At 71.9% G+C, this 24319-nt stretch carries 22 protein-coding genes and 2 tRNA genes; 13 read left to right on the top strand and 11 right to left on the bottom strand.

Translation table 11 applies throughout. The features are described from left to right. Positions 1–1091 (top strand): MinD/ParA family ATP-binding protein (locus DEF28_RS16785; RefSeq protein WP_233515357.1); only part of this gene is annotated, 1091 nt, incomplete at its 5' end. A gap of 100 nt (positions 1092–1191) precedes the next feature. Continuing rightward, complete coding sequence (locus DEF28_RS16780; protein ID WP_309485804.1) at positions 1192–3591, top strand: Tex family protein; 2400 nt, start codon at positions 1192–1194, stop codon at positions 3589–3591. 73 nt (positions 3592–3664) lie between these two features. Here the strand turns inward: DEF28_RS16780 and DEF28_RS16775 are convergent. Beyond that, positions 3665–3757: transfer RNA gene (locus DEF28_RS16775), tRNA-Ser, on the bottom strand. Positions 3758–3963: 206 nt separating this feature from the next. On the opposite strand from DEF28_RS16775, the gene dnaN reads away from it, so the two are divergent. Next, positions 3964–5112 carry a DNA polymerase III subunit beta gene (gene dnaN / locus DEF28_RS16770; RefSeq protein WP_114396867.1) on the top strand — a complete coding sequence of 383 codons (1149 nt, stop codon included), beginning with the start codon at positions 3964–3966 and terminating at the stop codon, positions 5110–5112. A gap of 32 nt (positions 5113–5144) precedes the next feature. Here dnaN and DEF28_RS16765 read toward each other — a convergent pair whose 3' ends face one another. The 8 genes from DEF28_RS16765 to DEF28_RS16730 form a co-directional block, all read right to left on the bottom strand. Continuing rightward, a complete protein-coding gene (locus tag DEF28_RS16765) occupies positions 5145–5570 on the bottom strand; it encodes a PPOX class F420-dependent oxidoreductase (RefSeq protein WP_114396866.1) in 426 nt (141 codons plus the stop codon). Between the two features lie 59 nt (positions 5571–5629). Then, positions 5630–6085, bottom strand: a complete 456-nt coding sequence (locus DEF28_RS16760; RefSeq protein ID WP_114396865.1) for a VOC family protein — start codon at positions 6083–6085, stop codon at positions 5630–5632. 413 nt (positions 6086–6498) lie between these two features. Further along, positions 6499–7446, bottom strand: coding sequence for a prephenate dehydratase (gene pheA / locus DEF28_RS16755; protein ID WP_114396864.1), 948 nt, complete (start codon positions 7444–7446; stop codon positions 6499–6501). 63 nt (positions 7447–7509) lie between these two features. Continuing rightward, positions 7510–8094: a DUF4446 family protein gene (locus tag DEF28_RS16750; RefSeq protein ID WP_181874236.1), complete on the bottom strand. Its 585-nt coding sequence runs from the start codon at positions 8092–8094 to the stop codon at positions 7510–7512. Positions 8095–8110: 16 nt separating this feature from the next. Beyond that, the gene (locus DEF28_RS16745; protein WP_114396863.1) at positions 8111–8980 is read right to left on the bottom strand and encodes a glycosyltransferase family 2 protein; all 870 of its coding nucleotides are present in this window, start codon (positions 8978–8980) and stop codon (positions 8111–8113) included. Positions 8981–8995: 15 nt separating this feature from the next. Then, positions 8996–9352 carry an STAS domain-containing protein gene (locus tag DEF28_RS16740; RefSeq protein ID WP_114396862.1) on the bottom strand — a complete coding sequence of 119 codons (357 nt, stop codon included), beginning with the start codon at positions 9350–9352 and terminating at the stop codon, positions 8996–8998. A 104-nt stretch (positions 9353–9456) separates the two neighbouring features. Further along, positions 9457–9996, bottom strand: a complete 540-nt coding sequence (locus DEF28_RS16735) for an ATP-binding protein (protein WP_114396861.1) — start codon at positions 9994–9996, stop codon at positions 9457–9459. A 295-nt stretch (positions 9997–10291) separates the two neighbouring features. Continuing rightward, on the bottom strand, positions 10292–12160 hold the full coding sequence (locus DEF28_RS16730) for an ATP-binding protein (RefSeq protein WP_181874235.1): 1869 nt from the start codon (positions 12158–12160) through the stop codon (positions 10292–10294). Positions 12161–12332: 172 nt separating this feature from the next. Here DEF28_RS16730 and DEF28_RS16725 point away from each other — a divergent pair, with 172 nt between their 5' ends. Beyond that, on the top strand, positions 12333–13025 hold the full coding sequence (locus tag DEF28_RS16725; protein WP_158562858.1) for a methylated-DNA--[protein]-cysteine S-methyltransferase: 693 nt from the start codon (positions 12333–12335) through the stop codon (positions 13023–13025). Positions 13026–13052: 27 nt separating this feature from the next. Here the strand turns inward: DEF28_RS16725 and DEF28_RS16720 are convergent, their stop codons facing one another. Then, complete coding sequence (locus DEF28_RS16720; RefSeq protein WP_114396858.1) at positions 13053–13385, bottom strand: rhodanese-like domain-containing protein; 333 nt, start codon at positions 13383–13385, stop codon at positions 13053–13055. Between the two features lie 84 nt (positions 13386–13469). Between DEF28_RS16720 and DEF28_RS16715 the strand changes: the two genes are divergently transcribed. Next, positions 13470–14033: an SSI family serine proteinase inhibitor gene (locus DEF28_RS16715; protein WP_114396857.1), complete on the top strand. Its 564-nt coding sequence runs from the start codon at positions 13470–13472 to the stop codon at positions 14031–14033. 238 nt (positions 14034–14271) lie between these two features. On the opposite strand, the gene DEF28_RS16710 is transcribed toward DEF28_RS16715, so the two are convergent. Further along, a tRNA-Leu gene (locus DEF28_RS16710) sits at positions 14272–14354 on the bottom strand. A gap of 240 nt (positions 14355–14594) precedes the next feature. Here DEF28_RS16710 and DEF28_RS16705 point away from each other — a divergent pair. From DEF28_RS16705 to DEF28_RS16670, 8 genes are all read left to right on the top strand, one after another. Continuing rightward, positions 14595–15356, top strand: coding sequence for an FhaA domain-containing protein (locus tag DEF28_RS16705; protein WP_449405544.1), 762 nt, complete (start codon positions 14595–14597; stop codon positions 15354–15356). 292 nt (positions 15357–15648) lie between these two features. After that, complete coding sequence (locus tag DEF28_RS16700; RefSeq protein ID WP_114396870.1) at positions 15649–16119, top strand: FHA domain-containing protein FhaB/FipA; 471 nt, start codon at positions 15649–15651, stop codon at positions 16117–16119. Then, the gene (locus DEF28_RS16695; RefSeq protein ID WP_114396856.1) at positions 16116–17531 is read left to right on the top strand and encodes a Stp1/IreP family PP2C-type Ser/Thr phosphatase; all 1416 of its coding nucleotides are present in this window, start codon (positions 16116–16118) and stop codon (positions 17529–17531) included. Before DEF28_RS16700 ends, DEF28_RS16695 begins: the two co-directional genes overlap by 4 nt. Next, entirely contained in the window at positions 17532–18938 is a 1407-nt protein-coding gene (locus DEF28_RS16690; protein ID WP_114396855.1) for an FtsW/RodA/SpoVE family cell cycle protein, read from the top strand. After that, positions 18935–20377, top strand: a complete 1443-nt coding sequence (locus tag DEF28_RS16685) for a peptidoglycan D,D-transpeptidase FtsI family protein (protein WP_114396854.1) — start codon at positions 18935–18937, stop codon at positions 20375–20377. The genes DEF28_RS16690 and DEF28_RS16685 overlap by 4 nt, the downstream gene beginning before the upstream one ends. Then, the gene (locus DEF28_RS16680; RefSeq protein ID WP_114396853.1) at positions 20374–21906 is read left to right on the top strand and encodes a serine/threonine-protein kinase; all 1533 of its coding nucleotides are present in this window, start codon (positions 20374–20376) and stop codon (positions 21904–21906) included. The genes DEF28_RS16685 and DEF28_RS16680 overlap by 4 nt, the downstream gene beginning before the upstream one ends. 50 nt (positions 21907–21956) lie before the next feature. Further along, positions 21957–23765 (top strand): Stk1 family PASTA domain-containing Ser/Thr kinase, encoded by a 1809-nt coding sequence (pknB, locus tag DEF28_RS16675; RefSeq protein WP_114396852.1) that lies wholly within the window; start codon positions 21957–21959, stop codon positions 23763–23765. Positions 23766–23937: 172 nt separating this feature from the next. After that, on the top strand, positions 23938–24192 hold the full coding sequence (locus DEF28_RS16670; protein WP_114396851.1) for a cell division protein CrgA: 255 nt from the start codon (positions 23938–23940) through the stop codon (positions 24190–24192). Positions 24193–24319: the final 127 nt, after the last annotated feature.

The following is a 24319-nucleotide window of genomic DNA, read 5'->3' as shown; positions in this document are numbered from 1 at the left end:
GCCGCGGCGGCTGGCCGCCGGCGGACCAGCCGCCGCGGCCGCCCTACCCCGCTGGCCCGCCGCCCGCCGCGCCGTCGACCGGCCCGTTCGACCAGCTGCCGACCGGGCAGCCCAGCTACCGCCGTCCCGAGGACGAGGCCCGGGACAACCCGCCGGTCCGCGAGACCTCCGAGGCACTGCGTGCCGAGACGCTGGTCCGCAGCCGGCGGCAGCCGCCGTCGTCGGGATGGCGCAGGATCGTGCACTCCGCGACGTTCGGGCTGGTCCACCCCGGGGAGTCGCCGAACGAGCTGCGGCGCCGCGAGCTCGTGGCGCGCGTGCAGACCCAGGTCGCCGGCGGACACCACCGGGTCGCGGTGCTCAGCCTGAAGGGCGGCGTGGGCAAGACCACCACCACCGTGGCGCTCGGTGCCACCCTGGCCAGCCTGCGCGGCGACCGCGTGCTCGCGGTGGACGCCAACCCCGACCGGGGCACGCTCTCGGACAAGGTGCGGCTGGAGACCGCGGCCACGATCCGCGACCTGCTGAACGAGAAGGTCCTGATCCAGCGCTACGCCGACATCCGCGGCTTCACCTCCCAGGCGGACAGCCGCCTGGAGATCCTCGCCTCCGACCGCGACCCGGCGGTCTCCGAGGCGTTCAGCGAGGCCGACTACCGCGAGGTCTCGCGGCTCCTGGAGCACTTCTACTCGATCTGCCTCACGGACTGCGGCACCGGCCTGCTGCACTCCGCGATGCGCGGCGTGCTGGGGCTGGCCGACCAGATCGTGCTGGTGTCCAGCCCGTCGGTGGACGGCGCCCGCAGCGCCAGCGCCACGCTGGACTGGCTGGACGCCCACGAGTACGGCTACCTGGTGCGCGGCGCGGTCGTGGTGCTGTCCATGGTGCGCGCCGGCGGACGCAGCAGCGTGGACCTGGACCGGCTGGAGGAGCACTTCGCCAGCCGGTGCCGGGCCGTGGTCCGGGTGCCGTGGGACTCGCACCTGGAGGAGGGCGCCGAGGTCGATCTGGACCGCATGCACGCCGCCACCCGGGACGCCTACCTGCAGCTCGCCGCCACCGTCGGCGAGGCGTTCGCCTGGCCGCGGTGACCGGGCGCGGGCGCGCCGCGAGGCGACAACCGGGGGCCGTGCCCTGCACAATGCATCCCGGATCCATCTGAGCAAGGCGTACCAGGAATGTGACAGCAACGTGACGATGATCATCAGTCAGCGGATCGCCGAGGAGCTCGGCGTCCGAGAGCACCAGGTGGTGGCGGCCGTCGAGCTGCTCGACGGCGGGGCCACGGTGCCGTTCATCGCCCGCTACCGCAAGGAGGCCACCGGGACGCTCGACGACACCCAGCTGCGCCTGCTCGAGGAGCGGCTGCGCTACCTGCGCGAGCTGGAGGAGCGTCGGACGGCGGTCCTGGACTCGATCCGCGCGCAGGGCAAGCTGGACGACGCCCTCGAAGCCCGGATCATGGCGGCCGACTCCAAGGCCCGGCTGGAGGACATCTACCTCCCGTACAAGCCCAAGCGCCGGACGAAGGCCCAGATCGCCCGCGAGGCGGGCCTGGAGCCGCTGGCCGACCTCCTGCTCACCGACCCCGCGGTGGACCCGCGGGAGGCGGCCGCCGGCTACGCCGATCCGGAGAAGGGCGTCGCGGACGCCGCTGCGGCGCTGGACGGCGCGCGGGCCATCCTCGTCGAGCGCTTCGCCGAGGACGCCGACCTCATCGGCGAGCTCCGCGAGACCATGTGGACGCGCGGCCGGCTGGTCTCGCGCGTGCGCGAGGGCCGCGAGGAGGCCGGCGCCAAGTTCGCCGACTACTTCGACTTCGCCGAGCCCTTCACCAAGCTCCCGTCGCACCGCGTTCTGGCGATGTTCCGCGGCCAGAAGGACGAGGTCCTGGACCTCACCCTGGAGCCCGAGGAGGAATCCGCCTCCGGGACGCCGCAGACCGGCCCCAGCGACTACGAGCGTCGCATCGCCGATCGCTTCGGCATCTCCGATGCCGGGCGCCCCGCGGACCGCTGGCTGCTGGACACCGTCCGCTGGGCGTGGCGCACCCGCGTGCTGGTCCGGCTCGACGTCGACCTGCGGATGCGGCTGTGGCAGGCCGCCGAGGACGAGGCGGTCGAGGTGTTCGCCGCGAACCTGCGCGACCTGCTGCTCGCCGCGCCGGCGGGTGCCCGCCCGACCATGGGGCTCGACCCGGGGTTCCGCACCGGCGTGAAGGTCGCGGTGGTCGACGCCACCGGCAAGGTGGTGGCGACCGAGACGATCTACCCGCATGAGCCGCGCCGCCGCTGGGACGAGTCGATCGACGTCCTCGCCCGGCTAGCCCGCGCCCACGGGGTGGAGCTGGTGGCGATCGGCAACGGCACCGCCTCCCGGGAGACCGACCGGCTGGCCGGCGACCTCGTCCGGCTGCACCCCGATCTCAAGCTCACCAAGATCGTGGTGTCGGAGGCCGGCGCCTCCGTCTACTCGGCCTCCGCCTACGCCGCCCAGGAGCTGCCCGAACTCGACGTTTCGCTCCGCGGCGCGGTGTCGATCGCCCGCCGCCTGCAGGACCCGCTGGCGGAGCTCGTGAAGATCGATCCCAAGTCGATCGGGGTCGGCCAGTACCAGCACGACCTCGCCGAGACGAAGCTCTCGCGCTCGCTGGACGCCGTGGTCGAGGACTGCGTGAACGGCGTCGGGGTGGACGTCAACACCGCGTCGGCGCCGCTGCTGACCCGGGTGTCGGGCATCAGCGCCGGTCTGGCGCACAACATCGTGCTGCACCGCGACGCCCACGGGCCGTTCCGGTCCCGCACCGCCCTGAAGGACGTGCCCCGGCTCGGACCGAAGGCGTTCGAGCAGTGCGCCGGCTTCCTGCGCGTCCCCGGCGGTGACGACCCGCTCGACACGTCGAGTGTGCACCCCGAGGCGTACCCGGTGGTGCGGCGAATCCTCGCGGCCACCGGTGGCGGCATCAAGGGGCTGATCGGCAACGGTCCGGCGCTGCGGGCGCTGCGGCCGGCGGAGTTCGTCGACGACACGTTCGGCCTGCCGACCGTCACCGACATCCTCCGGGAACTGGAGAAGCCCGGCCGCGACCCCCGTCCGGCCTTCCGGACCGCCGAGTTCCGGGAGGGCGTGGACAAGATCGGGGACCTGACGCGCGGCATGGTGCTGGAGGGCGTCGTCACCAACGTTGCCGCGTTCGGCGCCTTCGTCGACGTCGGTGTGCACCAGGACGGGCTGGTGCACGTGTCGGCGATGTCGAAGAACTTCGTCAAGGACCCCCGCGACGTGGTCAAACCCGGCGACATCGTGCGAGTGAAGGTGCTCGACGTCGACATCCCGCGCAAGCGCGTGTCGCTGACGCTGCGGCTCGACGACGAGCCGGCGCCCACCGACGGCGGTGACCAGCGGCCCAGGTCCGGGCAGGCGCGGCCGGGCTCCGGTGCCGGCCGCCGCGACCGCGGCGGGTCGGGGCGCCAGGGCCGCGGCCGGTCCGGTGACAGCCCCGGCGGCGCGATGGCCGACGCCCTACGCCGGGCGGGGCTGGACCGCGGGCTGGACGGCGGACGGGGCGGTTCGGGCCGCGGCGGGCGCTGAGCCCGCCCCTGGAACGCGGCGCGGCCTCGCTCCCGGTGGAGCGGCACTCTGCCGGGAGCGAAGCCGTGCGTGGTGGCGGAGGGTGTGGGATTTGAACCCACGAGGCCGGGGCTACCGACCTAGCGCTTTTCAAGAGCGCCGCACTCGGCCGCTATGCGAACCCTCCAGAGGGGACCGACGAGATCCCGACTGCGATCGTAGCCGACCGGATCCGCCCGCGTGTCCGCCGCGCGAGGACACGGGAGGGGGCGCTGCGACGGCCAGCCCGCGTGCCCCGGCGGCCTCTTGTGGAAAACCTCCGGGAACGTCGGTGGTGCTGGGTACGGTGTCGGGTAGTCGGGTCATCGCATGCGACCACCACTGGAGGCTGGCGTGAAGTTCCGAGTCGACCGCGACGCGTTCGCCGAGGCCGTGGCCTGGACCGCGCGTGCGCTGCCCGCCCGTCCCGCCGTCCCGGTGCTCGCCGGGATGCGGCTGGAGATCCCCGACCCCGGGTCCGGGCGGCTGCGGCTGTCGAGCTTCGACTACGAGGTCTCGGCGCGCGCCGCCGTCGACGTCGATGTCGACCAGCCCGGCGCCATCCTCGTCTCCGGCCGGCTGCTCGCCGAGATCGCCCGCAACCTGCCGCCGCACCCCGTCGAGGTCGCCTCCGACGCCTCGCGGGTCCTCGTCACCTGCGGCAGCGCACGGTTCACCCTGCTGACGCTGCCGCTGGAGGACTACCCCCGGCTCCCCGACATGCCCAAGGTCACCGGCTCCATCGGCGGCGACGCCTTCGGCACCGCGGTGCGCCAGGTCGCGCCGGCGGCCAGCCGCGACGACACCCTGCCGATGCTCACCGGCATCCACGTCGCCTTCTCGGGCGATTCGCTCACCCTGGCCGCCACCGACCGCTACCGCATCGCGGTCCGCGATCTGTGGTGGCGTCCGGCGCAGGCCGATCTGACCGCCTCGGCCCTGGTACCGGCCCGCACGCTCGCCGAGACCGCGCGCGCACTGGTGCCCGGTTCCAACGTGGACATCGCGCTGTCCACCATCGGCTCCGGGGGCGCGTCGCGCGGCGAGGGCATGATCGGCTTCGAGACCGGCGGCCGCCGCACCACCACCCGGCTGATCGACAGCGAGTTCATCAAGTACGAGTCGCGCTTCCCCACCGAGTTCGACGCCCGCGCCGAGATCAGCACGGCGCCGCTGACCGAGGCGGTCAAACGGGTGGCGCTCGTGGCCGACCGCAACACTCCGCTGCGGCTCTCGTTCACCCAGGGCGAGGTCGTTCTGGAGGCCGGCTCGGGCGACGACGCCCAGGCGCTGGAGGCGCTGGAGACCAAGTACGAGGGCGACGACATGCGGGTCGCGTTCAGCCCGAGCTACCTGCTGGACGGGATCGGCGGCGTCGAGAGCGAGACCGCGTACCTCAACTTCACCGCCCCGACCAAGCCGGTCGTCATCTCCGGCGTCCCCTCCGAGGAGGGCGGCCGGCCTGACTTCCGCTACCTGGTCATGCCGCTGCGGGTGAGCTAGCGGCTGTGCCCGGCGGCTGTGCCCGTCCGGGCTCAGTCCGGCCAGCCCTCCGCGCTCTCGACCTCCTCCACGATCAGCGGCCGCAGCTCGTAGTGCAGGGTGCGGTAGCGCAGCAGCCGGTGCGAGAGCGGCACGGCCCAGCGCTGCACCGCTGGCTGCCGCAGGCCGAGAACACGCGCGGCCTGCTGCGCCTCCGCGCCTTCGAGCAGCCGTGCCGACGCCCGGACCGGCTTGCCCATCGGTGCGCCGCGGAAGGTGCACGGCCGCAGGTCGACTTCGGGGTGGTGCCGGATGCGGTTGGCGCTCTCCGAGTCCTCCCAACTCCGGAAGATGACGCGGTCGCCGTCCACCACGATGCGGACCGGGGTGTTGACGGCGCTGAGGCCGTCGCTGAGGTAGGTCGTCAGCAGGGCGACCTTGTGGTGCTGAAACGATCTGAGGATCGTAGCCGCGGACATCCTCATCCTCCGTGTCGGGTGAGCCTTCCTGGGTTCTTCCCCGATTCCGGTGACCTGAGTCACTCTCTGTGCTGGGAGATCGCGGACCCGCGCTCTTCGCCGATGCGTTCCCGCAGCTCCTGCTCGGTGACCTCCTCGGTGCGGCTGTTGACCGCCCACCGGTGCCCGAAGGGGTCCACCACCCACCCTCGACGTTCGTGGTAGGGGTGGTCGGCCACCGCCTGCTCGACCGTGGCGCCGGCGGCGACCGCCCGCGCGACCGTGGCGTCAGCGTCGGCCACCCGCAGGACCAGCGACACCGGCGTGCCTCCGTAGGCCGAGGGGGCGCGCACCCCGATCTCGGGGTGCTCGTCGGCGACGAAGCAGGTCGCCTCCCCGATCGTGAACTGCGCGTGGACGATCCGCCCGTCGTCCTCGGTCCAGCGTGCGTCCTCGACGGCGTCGAAGGCGATCCGGTAGAAGTCCAGTGCGGCGGCGGCGTCGCGCACGCACAGGTACGGGATGACTGTGGTCATGTCGCTGCTCCTTGTCGAAGGCGTGGACCGAATGCGTCCGGCACCTGCGGCGAGGCGATTCGGCGACCGGCAGGCGTGTCCCCTTGGTACGGGCGACAGCAGGTGGGACCGTGAATTCGGTCCGGAACACGGCACCGACCGCTACGGCCGCACCCTCGCCACCGATTGGCCGCATCCGGCCAAAAGTTGATGTTTATCCACAGGCGTTTCTGACCGCTGCTTGTTATCCCCGGATATCCACAGGGTTATCCACAGCCCGTACCCACTGCTGTGCACATTCAACGGCCGGATCACGCCTTTGGGGCGGGCCGTCGCCGAAGTCCCGCGCGGCCGCTCCCGATATCGGTCCGGCCACCGGTGTCGTGCGATGGCCCGGAAAACAGGGGCGCACCGGGGCCCGCGCGCGGCGGTAGCTAGCCGACCCGGCCGGCCCGGACCCGGGCCAACCAGCGCTCGGCCTCGTCGAAGTCGGCGTTGGTGGTGCTCCACGTGGGCGGGAACGGCACGTGCACCGCGGCTCCGCTCGCACGCGGATAGCTGCCGAGGAACCGGACGTCCGCGCAGATCCGGCGCAGCCCCATGAGTGCCTCGCCGACCCGGGCCTCGGCGACGTGCCCCTCGGCGTCGATGCAGAAGCAGTACCGGCCGAGGCCGGCACCGGTGGGCCGCGACTCCAACCGGGTGAGGTTGACCCCCCGCAGCGCGAACTGGTTCAGCAGCTCCTGCAGGGCCCCCGGGTGGTCGTCGGTGATGAAGGCGACCAGCGAGGTCCGGTCGGCACCCGTGGGCTCGGGCAGCGGGCCCGGGCGGGTGAGGAAGACGAACCGGGTGGCGGCCTCGGAGCGGTCGCCGACGTTGTCAGCGACGGCGTGCAGCCCGTAGCGCTCGCCCGCGATCCGCGCGGAGATGGCCGCGTCGAAGGTGGAACCGGGGTCGGCCACCGCCTTGGCCGCGGCGGCGGTCGAGGAGACCGTGGTCGTCTCGGCGTCCGGCAGGTTGCCCGCCAGCCAGCCGCGGCACTGCCCCAGCGCGACCGGGTGCGTCGCCACCCGCTTGATATCGCTGAGCCCGACGCCCTCGCGGGCGAATAAGGCGAACTCCACCGGAACGGTCACCTCGGCGGAGATGAGCAGCGGCTCCCCCGCGATCAGCTCGGCGGTCGTCGCGGGCACCCCGCCCTCCACCGAGTTCTCCAGCGGGACCACCCCGCCGTCGACCGCTCCGCCGCGCACGGCCGCGAACACCGCCTCCACCCCGCCGCAGGGCACTCGCGCCTCCGCGGGGGCGTCAGGCCGCAGCTCCCGGAGCGCGGCCTCGGTGAAGGTGCCTTCTGGCCCCAGATAGGCGTAGCGGTTCGGCATAGCAGCAGGCTATACCGCTGATCGGCCCCGACGGCGCAGGTCGGGCCGACCCGCCGCAGACCGTCAGCGGCTGGAGGGGTCGGGGCCGCCCGGTTCGGCAGCGGTCCGCTCGCCGCCGGCCCCCTCGCCCACGCGGGACGGCGCCGGCTCCGCCGGCCGCTCCGGCCCGGCCTGCTCGGGCACGGCTCCGGCGGCCGGCCGGGCCGGAGCGTACGCGGCGGTGCCCGGCACGCTGTCGCCCAGCGGCGTGGCGTACCCCGGCCCCTGCCCGAGCCGGGCGGCCCGGATGGCCCGGTACTCCTCCGGAGAGAGCGCCTCGGCCGCGCTGCCCTGCTCGACGATCTTCGCGTAGGTGCGGGACTCGGTCCGCCCGTTGATGGAGGTCAGCACGACACCGTCGCCGGCGGCGTTCAGCATGGCCAGGGAGAAGGAGCGTGCCCCGGACATCTCCTCCAGAGCGTCGTAACGGACCGCCGCGACATCGCGGATGGCCCTGACGTCGACGCCGTTGGCGTCGGGGAGCAGGCGCCGGAGTTCGGTCCGGCAGTCGTCGACGGCCCTGCGAGATCGGATCAGTGCGATGACGCCGAGGAGCAGCCCGACCACTCCCAGCAGTACGGCGGCACCGGCCAGGATCGTAGATAGCACACTGTGAGACTAATGGCTACGGACGGTTCGCGTCCGGATACTCCTCGTGTTTCGCGCGTTGATCGCGTCGTATCCGCGCCATACGCCGCGAAACCGTCCGCGCGGTGTCGCGCACCCCGTCCTCGACGCGGCGCATCCCGCGGACCGCGGCGGGTCCGAGCTCACGGGCCGCCAGCGCCCGCCCGACGTCGGCGAACTGCCGTGCGCGGTGGAGCTGCGCGCGCAGGTCGGTGCCGGTGGCCCGGTGCTCCAGCGGCACCTCCACCTCGCGGAGACGGAATCCGCGGTGCAGCAGGTCGATGGTCAGCCCCGTCTCCACGCCGAACCCCGGCGCGAGCGGCCGCGCCGCCTCGAACGCGGCACGGGTGAGGCAGCGCTGCCCGTTCAGCGGCTGCTCGGCCTCCCAGCCGGTGGCCCGCCGGATCCCCTCGCGGGCCAGGCGCACCACGAAACCGTGGCCGCCGAGCCGCATGCGGGTGGCCGGGAAGAGCGCGATGGTCATGTCGGCCTCGCCGTCGCGCACCGGCGCGACCAGCGGAGCGGCCTGTGCGGCGGTGTCGGCGAGGTCGGCGTCCAGGAAGAGCAGGTGCCGCGGATCCGCCGCGGATCCGGCGGCGGTCTCGTGCGCCTCGATGAGCCGGACGCCCTCCGCGCCGGTCTCCATCGCCGCACCCTTGCCCCTGTTGCGGCTGTGCCGCAGCACCCGGGCGCCGGCGTCGGCGGCGACGGCCGCGGTGCCGTCGGTGGAACCGTCGTCGACGACGAGCACGAGATCCACACCCGGCAGGGTCCGGGCCGCGCGCACGGTGGCGGCGATGCGGTCGCTCTCGTCCTTGGCCGCGATGACGACCGCGACGTTGTCCTGCCGGTCGGGGGCAGCGTTCATATCGGTCCTGCCGGTCTACTTCGCGGCGCTGGTGCCCGCCGTGACGGGAAGGGCGTCGGTCGACGCGTGGATCGTGAAGACCGCGTCGAGCCCGGTGATCTGCAGGATCTTCATCACCGAGGGCTTGGGAGCCACGAGTTCGAGGTCGCCGCCCTTCTCGCGCGCCCGTTTCATGGCGGAGAGCAGGACGTTCATACCGGTGGAATCGCAGAAGTCCACCCGGGACATGTCCACGAGGAGACGGCCGGCGCCCTCGTCCACGGTGGCGACGAGCTCGCTGTGCAGATGCGGTGCCGTGTAAAGATCAATCTCACCGCGAACGGCAACCACCGCGTAATCCGCCTGAGACTGACTTGAGATCTTCAACTCCACAGTCGAGACTGTAGCGGTCGGGAGGGGCGGTAGCCACCTCGTCCGCGGTGTTTCGTGACACGACTTGGCCACGCGGGGTTAGAAGCCGCTGATCCGGGGAAACGTCAGGCTCTCGACCGCTGGGGCGCCGGATGGAACCCGTTCGGGCGCCCTCCTCCCGCCCCGTCCGCCGGCCGCATCACCGTCCCCGGATCGGTCTGCGCCCCGGTCTCTGACGGGCCCTGCGCCGGCAGTTCGACGACGGCCCAGACCGTCGTCGTGGTGTCGTCCACCTCGGTCCCCCACTTGGCGGCGAGCCGCTGGACGATCCCGAGCCCGCGCCCGCCCAGCGCCGCCGCCGAGGGGTAGGCGGCCCGCGGCAGGGTGTCCGCGCCGCCGTCGCAGACCGAGATCTCGACCCAGCCGCCGTCCATTCCGTGCAGTGCGAAGTGCCAGGCCATCTGCACCGTATCGGGCGGAAAGGGGGGCGGCAGCGGCGCCGCGTGCCGCAGCGCGTTGCTCAGGAGCTCACTGACGATCAGGGCGGCGTCCTCGACCACGGCTCCCCGCACGCCCCGGGCGCGCAGGTCGGAGCAGAGGTACCGGCGCGCGGCGGTGACACTCGACGGCACATGTGGCAGCAGCACGGCTTTCGACACGTCCATCTCCTGTTCCCCGGCGTGCGTGCGGCGTGGGGCGGACCGGCGCGGTGCGCGGCGGCGTCCCCGGTGCCGACGCGCCCCGGTCGGGGCCGGCCTCGAAACCGGCCCTCCGGCAGGCCGGACGGCCGGCGACGAGCGGCGCGACCGGCGGCGTGGTCTCACTTCGGATTCTCACCAGGGCCGAAATGCCCCGTTCGTTCCATGAAGAAACCCGCCCTGCTCACCGGATCCCCCAGCCCGGCGGCCTCGCGGCCCCCTCGGGCTCCCCGTGAGCACCCGGGACCGGACTTCCAGCACGTCACGCCGGCCCCAAGGCTCCGTCCGGCACCGAACGTAGTGTGAGTCTCATCCGGGTACCGCGCGGCTCGTTCCCGTGCGCGGTGACCTCGCCGCCCTGGGCGCGGGCCAGGCGGCGCACGATGTAGAGCCCCAGTCCGATGCCGCCGAAGCGCCGGCGGTCGCCGGTCTCCCCCTGCACGAACCGGTCGAACACCCGCTCACGGTCCTCGGGCGGGATTCCGATGCCCTCGTCCTCGACCGTGACGACGACGCCGGTGCCCTCGACCCCGGCCCGCACCGTCACCGCGCCGCCGTCCGGGGAGTACTTGAACGCGTTCTCCAGCAGCTGGCCGACGATGACGTCGGTCGAGACCGGGTCCCCGGTCACCGGCGGCAGCTCCTCCGGGAGGTCGAGGCGGAGCAGGTGCGTACGGGAGGCCGGCTGGAACGCCACCGCGGACTCCCGCAGCAGCCGCCGCAGGTCGAACGGCACGTTCGCCGACCGCAGCTGCCCGTTGCCCGCGAGCGATCCCAGCAGCAGGTTCTCCACCAGGTGGGCGAGCTTGGTGGACCGCTCCGCGATCGTGCCGACCGCCGACCGCCGCGCGTCGTCGTCAAGCTCCTTCCAGCGCCGCACCAGCGTGTTGGCGAAGCCCTGCACCACCGTGATGGGGGTACGCAGCTCATGGCCGGCGGTCGCGAGGAACAGGTCCTTCTCCTCCTCCAAGGCCTTGGCCTGCGTGACGTCCCGGAAGTCGACCACACGCTCGTCGGTCTCCGGGATGTCGGCCATCAGCACCTCCAGCCAGCGGCCGCTCTCCAGCCGGTGCTTGATGCGCTCGCCCGGCCGCGCGGGCAGCGGGAACGGCGGCGGGTGGCCGACCGCGTCGCCGAACCCGCACCCGGTCAGCTCCGCCGCCGCCCGGTTCCACTTGCGCACCCGGCCGGCCGGGTCGAGCACCGCGATGCCGTCGGCGCTGGCGTCCACCACCGCGTGCTCGTGCGCCCGCTGGCGGACCATCTCCTGGTAGGCCATAGCGTTGCCGAGCGCCACCCCGGCGTGCGCGGCCAGGAGTTCCAGCAGCTCCAGTTCCAGATGGCCGACCTTGCGGCGGCTGTAGAGCGCGTACAGCGCCCCGTACGGCCGGCCCTGCACGTTGGACACCCCCAGCGCGATGGTGTGCAGCCCCTCCAGGTCGGCCCAGATGAGGTCGCCGAGCGAACGGGTGTCGTCGGTGGCGAGCAGCACGCTCTTCCCGCTGCGGAGCAGTTCGCCGAACAGGCTCGACTCCAGCGGCGCGGTGTAGCCGCGCAGGTGGTCGGAGAGCTGGGTGAGGCTGACCAGGCGCAGCTGGTCGTCCTCGATGAGCACGAACCCTCCGGCGTCCGCCCCGGTCAGCTCAGTCAGGCTGTGCGCGATGCGGTCGAGTACGGCGGACAGGTCGAGGTCGGCGTTGATGTCGGCGACGACGTCGGTCAGCCGCCGCACGAGGCGGGCGCGCTCGGCCATGTGGCTCTGCACGGTGCCGGCGTCCTGGTGCGGGTGCAGGACGCTCACCCAACCGCACGGCCTGCCGTCGGGGCCGGTCAGGCAGCTGGTGTCGATCCGGACGTCGACCACCGCGCCGTCGCGGCGCAGCCGCCGGCTGAGAATGGAGAGCGGCCCGCCGGCGCGCACCCGCTCCAGCACCGCGTGGTGCTCGGCCATCAGCTCATCGGGCACGATGGGCGCCGGACCGCCGGTGACCTCCTCGGCCCGCCAGCCGAACATCCGCTCCGCCGCCGGGTTCCACATGACGACCCGCAGCTCGACGTCGACCGCGACGACGGCATCGGCCGCGCTCGCCAACACGGCGTCGGCGTTGAAGGCAGCAGACTCGGGACTCACGTCGTCATAGTGCCATTTCGCGCCCTGTCTACGGCATACGAATACCGAGGTTGGTCCCATCCCGTGCCCGCGGCGCCCCGCCGGTGGACCGGGGATCCACGGCTTCCGGCACGTTCCGTGCCATTCTCGAAGCACCGTCGGGCGGAGAGTGGTGGCGATGCGAGGGGCGAACGTGACGAGGACGTGGCGCGAGGGGCGGAGCGGCTGGCACGGCGCGACCAGGGGCGCGGAGGAGGTCGACGGCGACCTCGACGCCCTGATCCGGGCGACCGCCACCACCCCCGCGGCGTCCACCGCGCTGCCGGCGCGGCCGCGGCCGACCGTCCGCCCGGCCCAGCACGACGTCGTCATCGGCACCGCCGAGACCCCGGTGGGCTTCCTGACCCTCGCCCTCACCCAGCGCGGCCTGGTCTCCTGCTCGTTCGATTCCGAGGACAGCGTGCTGCCCCGGCTCTCCCGCGCGGTCTCCGCCGACATCGGCCGCCAGGAGAACCGGCTGGACCCGGTGCGCCGCGAGCTCAACGCCTACTTCGAGGGCCGGCTGACGTCGTTCTCCATCCCGCTCGACCTCCGGCTGACCAGCGACTTCGGCCGCGTGGTGCTGCGGTCGCTGCTCGACGTGCCCTGGGGCGCCACGCTCACGCACGCCCGGCTCGCCGAACGCATCGGCCGGGGCAACGCCGGACGGGCGGTGGCGAACACCCTGGCCACCAATCCCATCTGCGTGCTGCTGCCCTGCCACCGGATCGTTCCGGAGGACTACCCGGCCGAGGTCGGCTGCTACGCCGGCGGCCCGGACGCCAAGCGCTACCTGCTCACGCTCGAACGCTTCAAGCACCCGGGCGCCTTCGAGGAGGGCGCCTAGCCGGGGAGTCCGCGAGGCCGGCCGGCTCTAGATCACCTCGGGCGCGGCGTCGGTCTCGCTCGTCATCTCCCGGCCGGCGAGCGCCCACGCGCTCATTCCGCCCGCGACGTTGGCGGCGCGCCATCCGGCGTCGTTGAGGGCCTGCACCGCCTGAGCCGAGCGGCCGCCGACCCGGCAGATGACGTAGACCTGGCGGTCCCGGGGGACCTCGCCGGCGCGCTGCGCCAGCTCACCCAGCGGGATGTGCACCGCATGCGGCGCGTGTCCGGCGCGCCACTCGTCCTGCTCCCGGACGTCCAGCAGGTAGCCGTCGCCGGGCACCGCGCTCACCTCGACGACCGGCACGTTCACACCAAACATCCCGACAAACTCCTCGTATCACGATCTGTGGCAGGACGAACACGAACGGGGAACCCGTCGCCGGCCGGCCGCGTCCAACAGGTTATGCGTACACACATCCCGACGACGGCACTGGCGCACGCCGCCACGCTCGCGGCCCTCGGCTTCCTGGTCGCGGGATGCGGCGCTGCGACCGAGGTCGCCGCCCAGGACGAGTCTCCCAGTTCCGACGGCTCCGCGCCCCCGTCCGCCGAAGCCTCCCCGTCCCCGTCCGACTCCGGCTCCTCCGCCTCGGCGGACGACTCCGCGGACGGCCCCGCGACCGACCCCGCCGACATCGAACTGACCATCGAACTCTCCCTCGACGCCGAGGGCGAGCCCGTCATCGAGGGATTCGCGCCGGACACGTGGACGCTCACCTGCTCGCCCGCCGGCGGCGACCACCCCGACCCCGACGCGGCCTGCGCCGACTTGGCGGACGCCGGGACCGACGTGTTCGAGCCGGTCCCGGACTCGCAGGCGTGCACCTTCGTCTACGGCGGCCCCGAGGTCGCCACCGTCACCGGCCGGATGGGCGGTACCGAGGTCGACAGCACCTTCCGCCGATCCGATGGCTGCGAGATCGACCGCTGGGAGCAGCCGGGCGCGCTGCTGCCTCCGCAGGACTGACTGATTACGGCCCCGGCCGTCCGAGCGGCGGCCGGGGCGCACCGCGTGGGCTCCCGGCCGCGACACGGCCCGGCCAGGCGGTCGGCGCCGATGTGACATAGCCGACGTCGGGAGCCCCGGAACCGCGTCCGGTTCAGGCCACGAGGTTCGCGCCGCCGAAGGTTTCGGGAACGAGAAGAGCCCTGGTCCCACGGCTGTCCGTGCTGACTCAGGGCTCGATGACGACTCCGCGTCTGTGTGGGCGAGGAGGGATTTGAACCCTCACATCCTTTCGGACACACGGACCTGAACCGTGCGCGTCTACCGTTCCGCCACCCGCCCGGGGGACTCGCGACTCTGGAACAACTTCGCGTCCGCCGCCTGCGACTATCCCGGTGATCGGGGCTTTCCGCCTGGCGACAGACATAAGGCTAGCACGGTCGTGACACCCGTCGTGCAACATTGACGGGGACCGGTTCCCCAGGGAATTTGCCGAGCGACGCGGGGGCGATTGTGAAACAGAGGGCACGTTTGCACGGTTACGATCGTCATACATCGGGAGTGGAGTAAGGGAGGTACCTCGTGGGAGTGCTCCAACGCTTCGAGCGCAGGCTTGAAGGGATGATCGAAGGCACCTTCGCGCGGGCCTTCAAGTCAGAGCTCCAGCCCGTCGAAGTGGCCAGCGCCGTGCAGCGTGAGATGGACGAGCGCGCCGCGATCGTCGCCCAGGGCCGCACCCTGGTGCCCAACGACTTCGTCGTCGAGCTCGCCGGCTCGGACAAGGAGCGGCTGGAGGTCTACTCGGACAGCCTCGGCCAGGAGCTGTCCAAACTGGCTCGGGAGTACGCGACCGAACAGGGATACTCGTTCGTCGGTCCGGTCCGGGTGCGGTTCGACGCCGCCGACGACCTCCAGACCGGGCGGTTCCGGATCCGCTCGGGCGTGATCCGCGGTTCCACCGTGGAGAGCGGGGAGATCCGCCAGCCGGTCAGCGACCACCCGCGCGGCGGCGAGAGCGTGCGCGGCCGGCCGCGGCTGCTCATCTCGCCCGGCGGCGCCGTCCAGGACGGCAGCCCGGCCTCCCAGGGCATGCAGCAGGCGTTCGAACTCAACACCCAGGTGACGCTGCTGGGGCGAGGAACCGACTGCGACCTCCGCCTGGTGGACAACGGCGTCTCCCGCCACCACGCCGAGATCCGGGTGGAGGACGACGACGCCGTCCTGGTCGACCTCGGCTCCACCAACGGCACGTTCGTGAACGGCCAGCAGGTGAAGCGGGCCCGTCTGGTCGACGGCACCCGCATCAGCCTCGGCCGCACCACCATGACCTTCCGCCGCGACTAGACCGCACGACCACCCCGTCCCCGGCCCGCTCAACGGCGACCCCGACACCGCTCGGCGTCCACCGGAGCGGGCCGGAACCCACCGTCCACCCCGCACGTCGAACAGCTGACCAGCAGGCTCAGGAGGCTGTCTCCCGAAGACTTGACCGATCGGGCACAATAACCGGGTCCATTGGGTTACTTGGCTTTTCGACGCGGTTGCATGGTTCGACCCTGAAGAAACGGACCGTCCGCCGGCGCCGACGATCGCAGACCCAGCCGGAGCACGACAGGGGCTAAAGAGCACTTCAATGTTGTCCGACCTGACCCTCATGCTGATCAAGCTCGCGTTCCTCGCGGTGCTGTGGCTGTTCGTGATCATGGCGGTCGGAGTGATCCGCACCGACCTGTTCGGCTCGGCCCCCCGCAAGACGAAACGGGCCCGCAGTCCCGAGCCGCGGCGCCCCAAGGCCGCACCCCGCGGCCGCCGCAACGAACCGCGCTCCCTCGTCGTGACGAAGGGTCCCCTGGCCGGGACCACCCTCAATCTCTCCTCCCACCCCATCGTGATCGGCCGCGCCAAGGACGCGACGCTGGTCATCAACGATGATTACGCCTCCGGCCGGCACGCGCGGATCTATTCTGACAACGGGCGCTGGGTCGTGGAGGACCTCGGTTCGACGAACGGCACCTACCTCGGCCAGCAGCGTCTGACCCGCCCCCAGCCGGTGTCCGTCGGGCAGCCCATCCGCATCGGCAAGACCGTCCTGGAACTGCGCAAATGACAATCGCTCTCCGATACGCGGCGTACTCCGACGTAGGATGCCTCCGCGAAGGCAACGAAGACTCCGCCTACGCTGGCCCGTACCTCCTCGCGGTCGCCGACGGGATGGGCGGACACGCGGGCGGCGAGATCGCCAGCGCCATCGCGATCGCCACCCTGATGCCCCTCGACGACGACGTTCCGGGCAACGAGATGGTGGCGTCCCTCGAACAGGCTGTGGAGCAGGCCAACGGCCGCCTCTCCCAGCGGGTCCGCGAGGAACCCCGCCTGGAGAACATGGGGACCACGCTGACCGCCATGCTGTGGTCCGGCGCCCGGATGGCCCTGATCCACATCGGCGACTCCCGGGCCTACCTCCTGCGCGGCGGCGAGTTCAGCCAGATCACCCACGACCACACGCTCGTCCAGACCCTGGTGGACGAGGGCAAGATCACCGAGGACGAGGTCGCCACCCACCCGCAGCGGTCGCTGCTGCTCCGGGCGCTCGACGGCCGCAGCCAGGTCGACCCCGACGTCTCCGTCCGCGAGGCGCAGGTCGGGGACCGCTACCTGCTCTGCTCGGACGGCCTGTCCGGGGTGGTCAGCCCCGAGACCATCCGCGAGACGCTGGCCGGCGAGGCCAACGTCGACGCCGCCGCCCGGCGGCTCATCGACCTCGCGAACCGCGGCGGCGGTCCGGACAACATCACCGCGGTGGTGGCCGACGTCATCGACACCGCGACCGACCCCAAGGGCCCCACGGCCGCTCCCGCCGTCGTCGGCGCCGCCGACCAGCGGCGCGAGCCGCTGATGACCCCCGACACCCCCGCCGGCCGCGCCCAGGGCCTCGCCCGCGGCAGCGGCGACACGGCCGAGATGGACCGCATCCCCGCCGCGTCGCCCGACGACGACGAGCCGCAGCCCGCCACCAAGAAGTGGTGGCCCATGGTGCTGACGTTCCTGGTGATCGTGGCGCTCGTAGCGGGAGCCGGGTTCTACTTCGGCCAGAGATACCTGAACAGCCAGTATTTCATCGGTCCGAGCGGCGACGAGACCAATGTCGCCGTCTATCAGGGCATCAACACCGACATCGCCGGATACAGTCTGGCAGAGCAGGTCGAGGACACCGGCATCCGGCTGGACCTGCTGCCCGAGAACGAGCGCAGCGCGGTCACCGCCACGATCCCCCTCGACAGCCGCGAGCAGGCCGACAGCCGCGTGGCCGACCTGCGCGAGAAGGCGCAGGCGTGCGAGGCCGACCCCGCGTCCTGCGGCATGCAGTCCACGAGCGGCGCCAGCGGTCCGACCGACCGGCAGCGCGACGAGGAGCCGGCCGGCCAGCCCGCCGGCGGCCAGGTGCAGCCGGGCGCGCCCGACTCGACCACCGGCGTTCCCCCGGCCGGCGATCCCGTAGAGCCGAATGGAGGGCAGTAAATGAGTGACGCGCTGTCCACGGCGCTGCCCCCCGTGAAGCGGCGCAACGCCGAGCTCGTCATGCTGCTGCTCGCGATCGGCGTCACGCTGTTCGCGTTCGCCGAGGCCGGCCTGACCCGCAACGGCGAACTGCCGCCCGGGCTGTTCGCCTACGGTGTCACCTTCGGCGGCCTCTCGCTGCTCGCCCACGTCTTCATCCGGTTCTTCGCCCCGTGGGCCGACCCGCTGCTGCTCCCCCTCGCGACCGTCCTGAACGGCCTCGGCCTCGCGATGATCTGGCGGCTGCTGGACGCCACCGGCGACACCGAGAACGGCAGCGCGATGAGCCAGCTCATCTGGACCGCGATCAGCATGATCGTGTTCGCGCTGATCGTGTTCTTCCTCAAGGAACCGCGGATCCTGCAGCGCTACCCCTACATCATGGCGCTCAGCGCCGTCGTCCTGCTGCTGCTGCCGCTGATCCCCGGCCTGGGCATGACCATCAACGGCGCCCGGCAGTGGATCTCGATTCCGGGCCTCGGGTCCATGCAGCCCTCGGAGTTCGCCAAGATCGCCCTGGTGATCTTCCTGTCCGGCTACATGGTGACCAAGCGCGACGTCCTCTCGCTGGCCAGCCGCCGGGTCAAGATCGGCCCGGTGAAGATCATCGACCTGCCGCGCATGCGCGACACCGCGCCCATGGCGGTCGCGTGGGGCTTCTGCATCATCGTCATGGTCGCGCTCATGAACGACCTCGGCACCTCGCTGCTGCTGTTCGGCACCTTCCTCGCGATGATCTACGTGGCCACCCAGCGCTCGTCGTGGATCATCATCGGGCTCGCGGCGTTCTTCGGCGCCTGCCTGGCGCTCTACCCGCTCGTCTACCACTTCTCGGTCCGGGTGGACACCTGGCTGAACGCCTTCGACCCGGACGTGTACAACGGCGAGCTGGGTGCGAACAGCCAGCAGCTGGTGCGCGGCCTGTTCGCGATGGGTGAGGGCGGTATCCTCGGCACCGGCCTGGGCGGCGGCAAGCCCGGCAACGTGCCCGAGGTGCAGAACGACTTCATCTTCACCGCGTTCGGCGAGGAACTGGGACTGACCGGCTGCATGGTCATCCTGCTGACCCTGGCGCTGCTGGTGCAGCGGGGCATGCGCATCGCGCTCGCCTCTCGCGAACTGTTCGTCAAGATGTTCGCGTCCGGTATCTCGTTCCTGCTCGGCTTCCAGAGTTTCGTGGTCATCGGCGGCGTCACGCGGGTCATCCCCATGACCGGTGCCACGATCCCGTTCGTCGCCAAGGGCGGTTCCGCGCTGCTGGCGAGCTGGATCATGCTGGCGCTGCTGGTCCGCATGAGCAACAACGCCCGCAAGCCGGCCCCGCAGGCGATCCAGGACGAAGGCGCGACCCAGGTGATCTCACGATGAACCAACCCATCCGCCGCCTGGCGCTGTTCAGCCTCGCGCTGTTCGGGGTGCTGCTGCTGAACATCACCTGGATCCAGGCGATCCAGGCCGAGTCGCTGCGCGAGCACCCGCTCAACAACCGGCAGTACGTCGATCGCCTCACCGTCCCGCGCGGCCCCATCGTCGCCGGCAACGAGCAGGTCGCCTTCTCGGAGCTGGACGAGGAGAGCGAGATGTACCAGCGGGTCTACGAGGGCGGCGAACTGTACTCCCACGTGGTCGGCACGTTCCGCACCACGGGCGCCAACGGCATCGAGCAGACGGAGAACTCCTTCTTGGATGGTTCGGACAGCCGCCTGGTGGTCCGCAACTTCCTGGACATGCTCACCGGCCAGGAGAGCCAGGGCGCCACGGTCAACCTGACCATCGACCCCGCCGCCCAGCAGGCCGCGATGGACGCCCTCCAGGCCACGGGCAAGCACGGCGCCGCGGTCGCCCTCGACCCGAGCACCGGCGCCGTGCTGGCGTCGGTCTCCCTCCCGTCCTTCGACCCCAACTCGGTCTCCAGCGTCACCGACTCCGGAACGGCCGCGGCCAACTGGGGCGAGCTGGAGCAGGACGAGGCGCAGCCGCTGCTGAACCGGGCGTTCAACCAGACCTACCCGCCCGGCTCCACCTTCAAGATCGTCACCGCCGCCGCCGCGCTGGAGGACGGCGCCACCCCGGAGAGCACCCAGGACGCCCCCGAGGTGCTGAACCTCCCGGCCGGCGGCACCATGCCGAACGCGTTCGGCGCGCCCTGCAACAACGGCTCGCCCGACTCCCTCGCGCACTCCATCGAGATCTCCTGCAACACCTCGATGGCCAACTGGGCCATCAGCCTCGGCGAGCAGAAGATGGCCGAGCAGGCCGAGGCGTTCGGCTTCGACACCGGTGAGATGGGCATCCCCGTCCCGGTCGCGCCCAGCAGCTACCCGAGCGGCCTGGACGACAGCCAGCTCGGCCAGACCGGCATCGGCCAGTTCGACGTGCGGGCCACCCCGCTGCAGATGGCCATGGTCGCCGCGGGGGTCGCCAACGACGGCACCGTCATGAAGCCGTACCTGGTGGACTCGGTCCAGGGCCCCGACCTCTCCGAGATCACCTCAGCCAACCCGGAGGTCTACAGCGAGGCGGTCAGCTCCAGCACCGCCGAGGACCTCAAGGACATGATGCTGCTGGTCACCGAGGGCGCGGAGGGCAGCGGAACCAACGGCGCCATCCCGGGGATCCAGGTGGCCGGCAAGACCGGTACCGCCGAGAACGGCAGCGGCGCCACGCACAACTGGTTCATCTCCTTCGCGCCGGCGGACGATCCGCAGGTCGCGGTCGCGGTCGTGATCGAGCACGGCGGCGGCAGCGGAAACGAGCTCGCCGCTCCGGTGGCAAGGTCGATCATGGAAGCTGTGATCAACGAGTGAGCGGGAACGGCGCCTCCGACACCGGTCCGACCGGGCCCGGCACCCGGGCCGGCACCCTCCTCAGCGGGCGGTACCGGCTGGAGGAGCAGATCGGCGCGGGCGGGATGGGCGAGGTGTGGCGGGCGACCGACACCCTCCTCAACCGCCCCGTCGCGGTCAAGATGCTGCACACGTCGCAGGTGGCCGAACCCACGTCGCGGGAACGGTTCCGTACCGAGGCCCGCATCACCGCGGCGCTGTCCCACCCGGGGATCGCGCAGGTCTTCGACTACGGTGAGCAGGACGACCACGCCTACCTGGTGATGGAGCTCGTCCCCGGCGAGCCGCTGTCCTCCATCCTCAAGCGCAACGACGGCCTGGAGATCGGCGCGGCGCTGGACATCCTGCACCAGGCCGCCCAGGCCCTGGGGGCGGCGCACGCGCGCGGGGTCGTGCACCGCGACATCAAGCCCGGCAACCTGCTCGTCACCGAGGAGGGCGCGGTCAAGCTGACCGACTTCGGCATCGCCCGCGGGAACGAGTCGGTGACGCTCACCCAGACCGGCATGGTCATGGGCACCGCCCAGTACATCTCCCCGGAGCAGGCGGCCGGCCAGCCCGCGACGCCGGCCTCCGACATCTACTCGCTCGGCGTCCTCGCCTACGAGTGCCTCGCCGGCCGGCCGCCCTTCACCGCCGACACCCCGCTGGCGCTCGCCCTGGCGCACACCCGCGAACCTCCGCCGCCGCTGCCCGACGACGTGCCCGCGCCGGTGCGCGCGCTCGTGGAGCGGCTGCTGGAGAAGGACCCGGCGGACCGGGTCTCCTCGGCCGGCGAGATCGCCCAGCTCGCGCAGCGACTGCGCGGCGCGCTCGATCCGGCGGACGGCGCGACCACGGCGATGAACCTCGCCGATGTGGACGAGACGATGATCGCGAGCGCCGCCGGCTACGGCGGCACGGGAACGGCGCCGTCCTCCTACGGCACCGCGGCCACCCAACCCGGACGAACCGCCCCGCCCGCAGCGTGGTCCCCGGCTGCCGACGCGACCTCGGATAGGCTGGCCGGAAACGCCGCGGCGAGCCGCCGCCCCAGCCGACCGGCGATCATCGCCGCCATCGCCGCTGTCGCGGTGCTCATCGTGGGCATCGTGGTGATCGGGGCTCTGCGGGAGGGGGCTGGTGACAGCGACGACCCTGCCGACCGCGCGGTGCCGACCGTGTCGCCGAGCCGTTCCACCGGCGGCGGCGAACCCGACGACGCCGAGACCGAGCTTCCCGGCGACACCGGCGTCGTCGACCCCGGGACGCCCGTGGGCGGGGCCCCCGACCCCACCCCCGAGGAGTCCCCGTCCGTGCCCAGCATGGACCCCTCGCCCGCGTCGCCCGGCATCCCCAGCGACGACGAAGACGTTCCGCCACCCGGGAACGGGGACGGCACCGGTGAGGATCCGGGGACCGGAGTCGACGAACCGCCCGGCACCGGCGACCAGCCCGACCAGAACACGGGGGACGAGTCGAACGGCATCATGACCACTGACGCTCACTAGGTGACGGGCGGCGCCCCGTCACCGCCGAGATACGAGGACTAGTTCACGACATGTCTCAGCCACGGCTACTCGGTGGCCGCTACGAGCTCGACGGGGTCGTCGGGCGCGGTGGCATGGCCGAGGTCTTTCGCGCTCGCGACCTCCGACTTGACCGCTTGGTGGCCGTCAAGACGCTGCGGTCCGACCTGGCGCGGGACCACACGTTCCAGGAGCGGTTCCGGCGTGAGGCGCAGTCCGCGGCTTCGTTGAACCATCCTTCGATCATCGCGGTGTACGACACCGGCGAGGACATGGTCGACGGTATCTCCATTCCCTTCATCATCATGGAGTACGTCGACGGGCGCACGCTCAAGGAGCTGCTCGACGACGACCGCCGGCTGCTCCCCGAGCGCACCCTCGAGATCACCGACGGCATCCTGCGTGCGCTGGAGTACAGCCACCGCAACGGCATCGTGCACCGGGACATCAAGCCGGCCAACGTGATGCTGACCCGCCAGGCCGAGGTCAAGGTGATGGACTTCGGCATCGCGCGGTCGATGAACGACGCGCAGGCCACCATGACCCAGACCTCCCAGGTCATCGGCACGGCCCAGTACCTGTCGCCGGAGCAGGCGCGCGGTGAGCGGGTGGACGCCCGCAGCGACATCTACTCGACCGGCTGCGTGCTGTACGAGCTGCTGACGGGGCGCCCGCCCTTCACCGGCGACTCCCCCGTGTCGATCGCCTACCAGCACGTGCGTGAGGACCCGGTCCCGCCGTCGCAGCTCGACCCCGAGGTCCCGGAGTGGATCGAGGCCATCGTCCTGCGTGCCATGGCCAAGGACCGCGACGAGCGGTACCAGAGCGCCGGCGAGATGCGGGCCGACATCCAGCGGGGCCTGCAGGGCATGCCCACCGAGGCCAGCACCATGGCCATCACGCCGGCCGGCGCGACCACGACGCTGCCCCCGGTGCAGGACAACCGCTACGACGACCGCCGGCGCTACGACGACTACGACGACCCCTACGACGACGACCGGCGCGGTGACGGCCGCAAGCGGGCGCTGTGGCTGCTGCTGGCGCTGGCGGTGCTGGGCGCGCTCGTCTTCGCCGGCTGGATGTTCCTGCGCGGTGGTACGGAGACCACCCCGATCCCGGACGTCAGCGGGCTCTCCGCGGCGGAGGCGGAGGCCTCGCTGCAGGACGCCGGCTTCGTGAACCTCACGACCGAGGAACGCGGCAGCGACGAGGTCGACGAGGGGGAGGTCATCGAGACCGATCCGCCCGCGGGCCGCTCGGTGTCGGAGACGACGACGATCACCATCATCGTGTCCAACGGTCCGGAGTCCGTCGAGGTCCCCGACGTCGCGGGGATGACGCAGACCGAGGCCACGCAGGAGCTGCAGAACCTCGGGCTGGCGCTCGGCGACGTCACCTACGAGAGGTCCGACAGCCAGGAGGCGAACCGGGTCATCCGCACCGATCCGGAGGCGGGGGCTTCGGTCGATCCGAGCAGCCAGGTGGCCCTGGTGATCTCCGAGGGCCCGAACACGGTCGAGGTTCCGGACGTCGCCAACATGACCGAGGGCGAGGCCCGCGCCGCCCTGGAGGGGCAGAACCTGACCGTCCGGTTCGAGCAGGAGGAGAACGGCGACGTCGAGCCGGGGCGGGCCATCCGCCAGAACCCGGCAGCGGGGCAGCAGGTGCCGCCCGGCAGCGAGGTCGTGGTGACGCTGGCCCAGCAGCCGGAGGAGAGCAGCAGTCCCCCGCCCCCCGGAAACGGGAACGGTGACGGCAACAGCCAGGAGCCGCCGCCGGGCTGGCCGACCGACCTCCCCTGGGACCAGACGAGTTGGCGTGAGGACTGGGACGGCGACTAGGCCGTCGGTCCCGCCGGGAGGCGCGCCCGACCTGGTCGGGCGCGCCTCCGCGTGGGAACACCCGCGACGCGTTCCCACCCAGACAGGTGTACCGTCCGGTCGGAGTCGGGTGGCGCATACACTGGTGTCCGCCTGGAAGAAGTCCGGCCCATTCGTTTTTGGAGCAGCGACCGTGCCCAAGTCCCGCAGCGATCGCAAGAAGAAGGCCGTCTACACCCCGCCCCCGACCAGCAGCAAGCCGAAGGTCAGCCCGCGTTGGCTGGCGCCGGCGATGGTGGCGTTCGGCCTTCTCGGCATCCTCTGGATCGCGGTGTACTACATCGCCGGCGCCATGGTGCCGTACATGCAGGATCTGGGGAACTGGAACCTCGCCATCGGATTCAGCGGAATCATCATCGCGGTCATTTTGTCCACACGGTGGCACTAACCGCGTTCTGCCTGATCGGCGGGCATTCCGCAGGTTTCATCCACAGCTGACGTCCGGCTGTCCACAGAGTTATCCACAACCTGTGGGCGGCCTGTTCGGCGTGCCCGCCTCCGGGCCCCCACCGTCC

Source organism: Marinitenerispora sediminis, from assembly GCF_003336425.1.
Classification (GTDB): domain Bacteria; phylum Actinomycetota; class Actinomycetes; order Streptosporangiales; family Streptosporangiaceae; genus Marinitenerispora; species Marinitenerispora sediminis.
The sequence above is the reverse complement of the archived record's forward strand: the minus strand, read 5'-3'. Positions and strand labels throughout refer to the sequence as shown.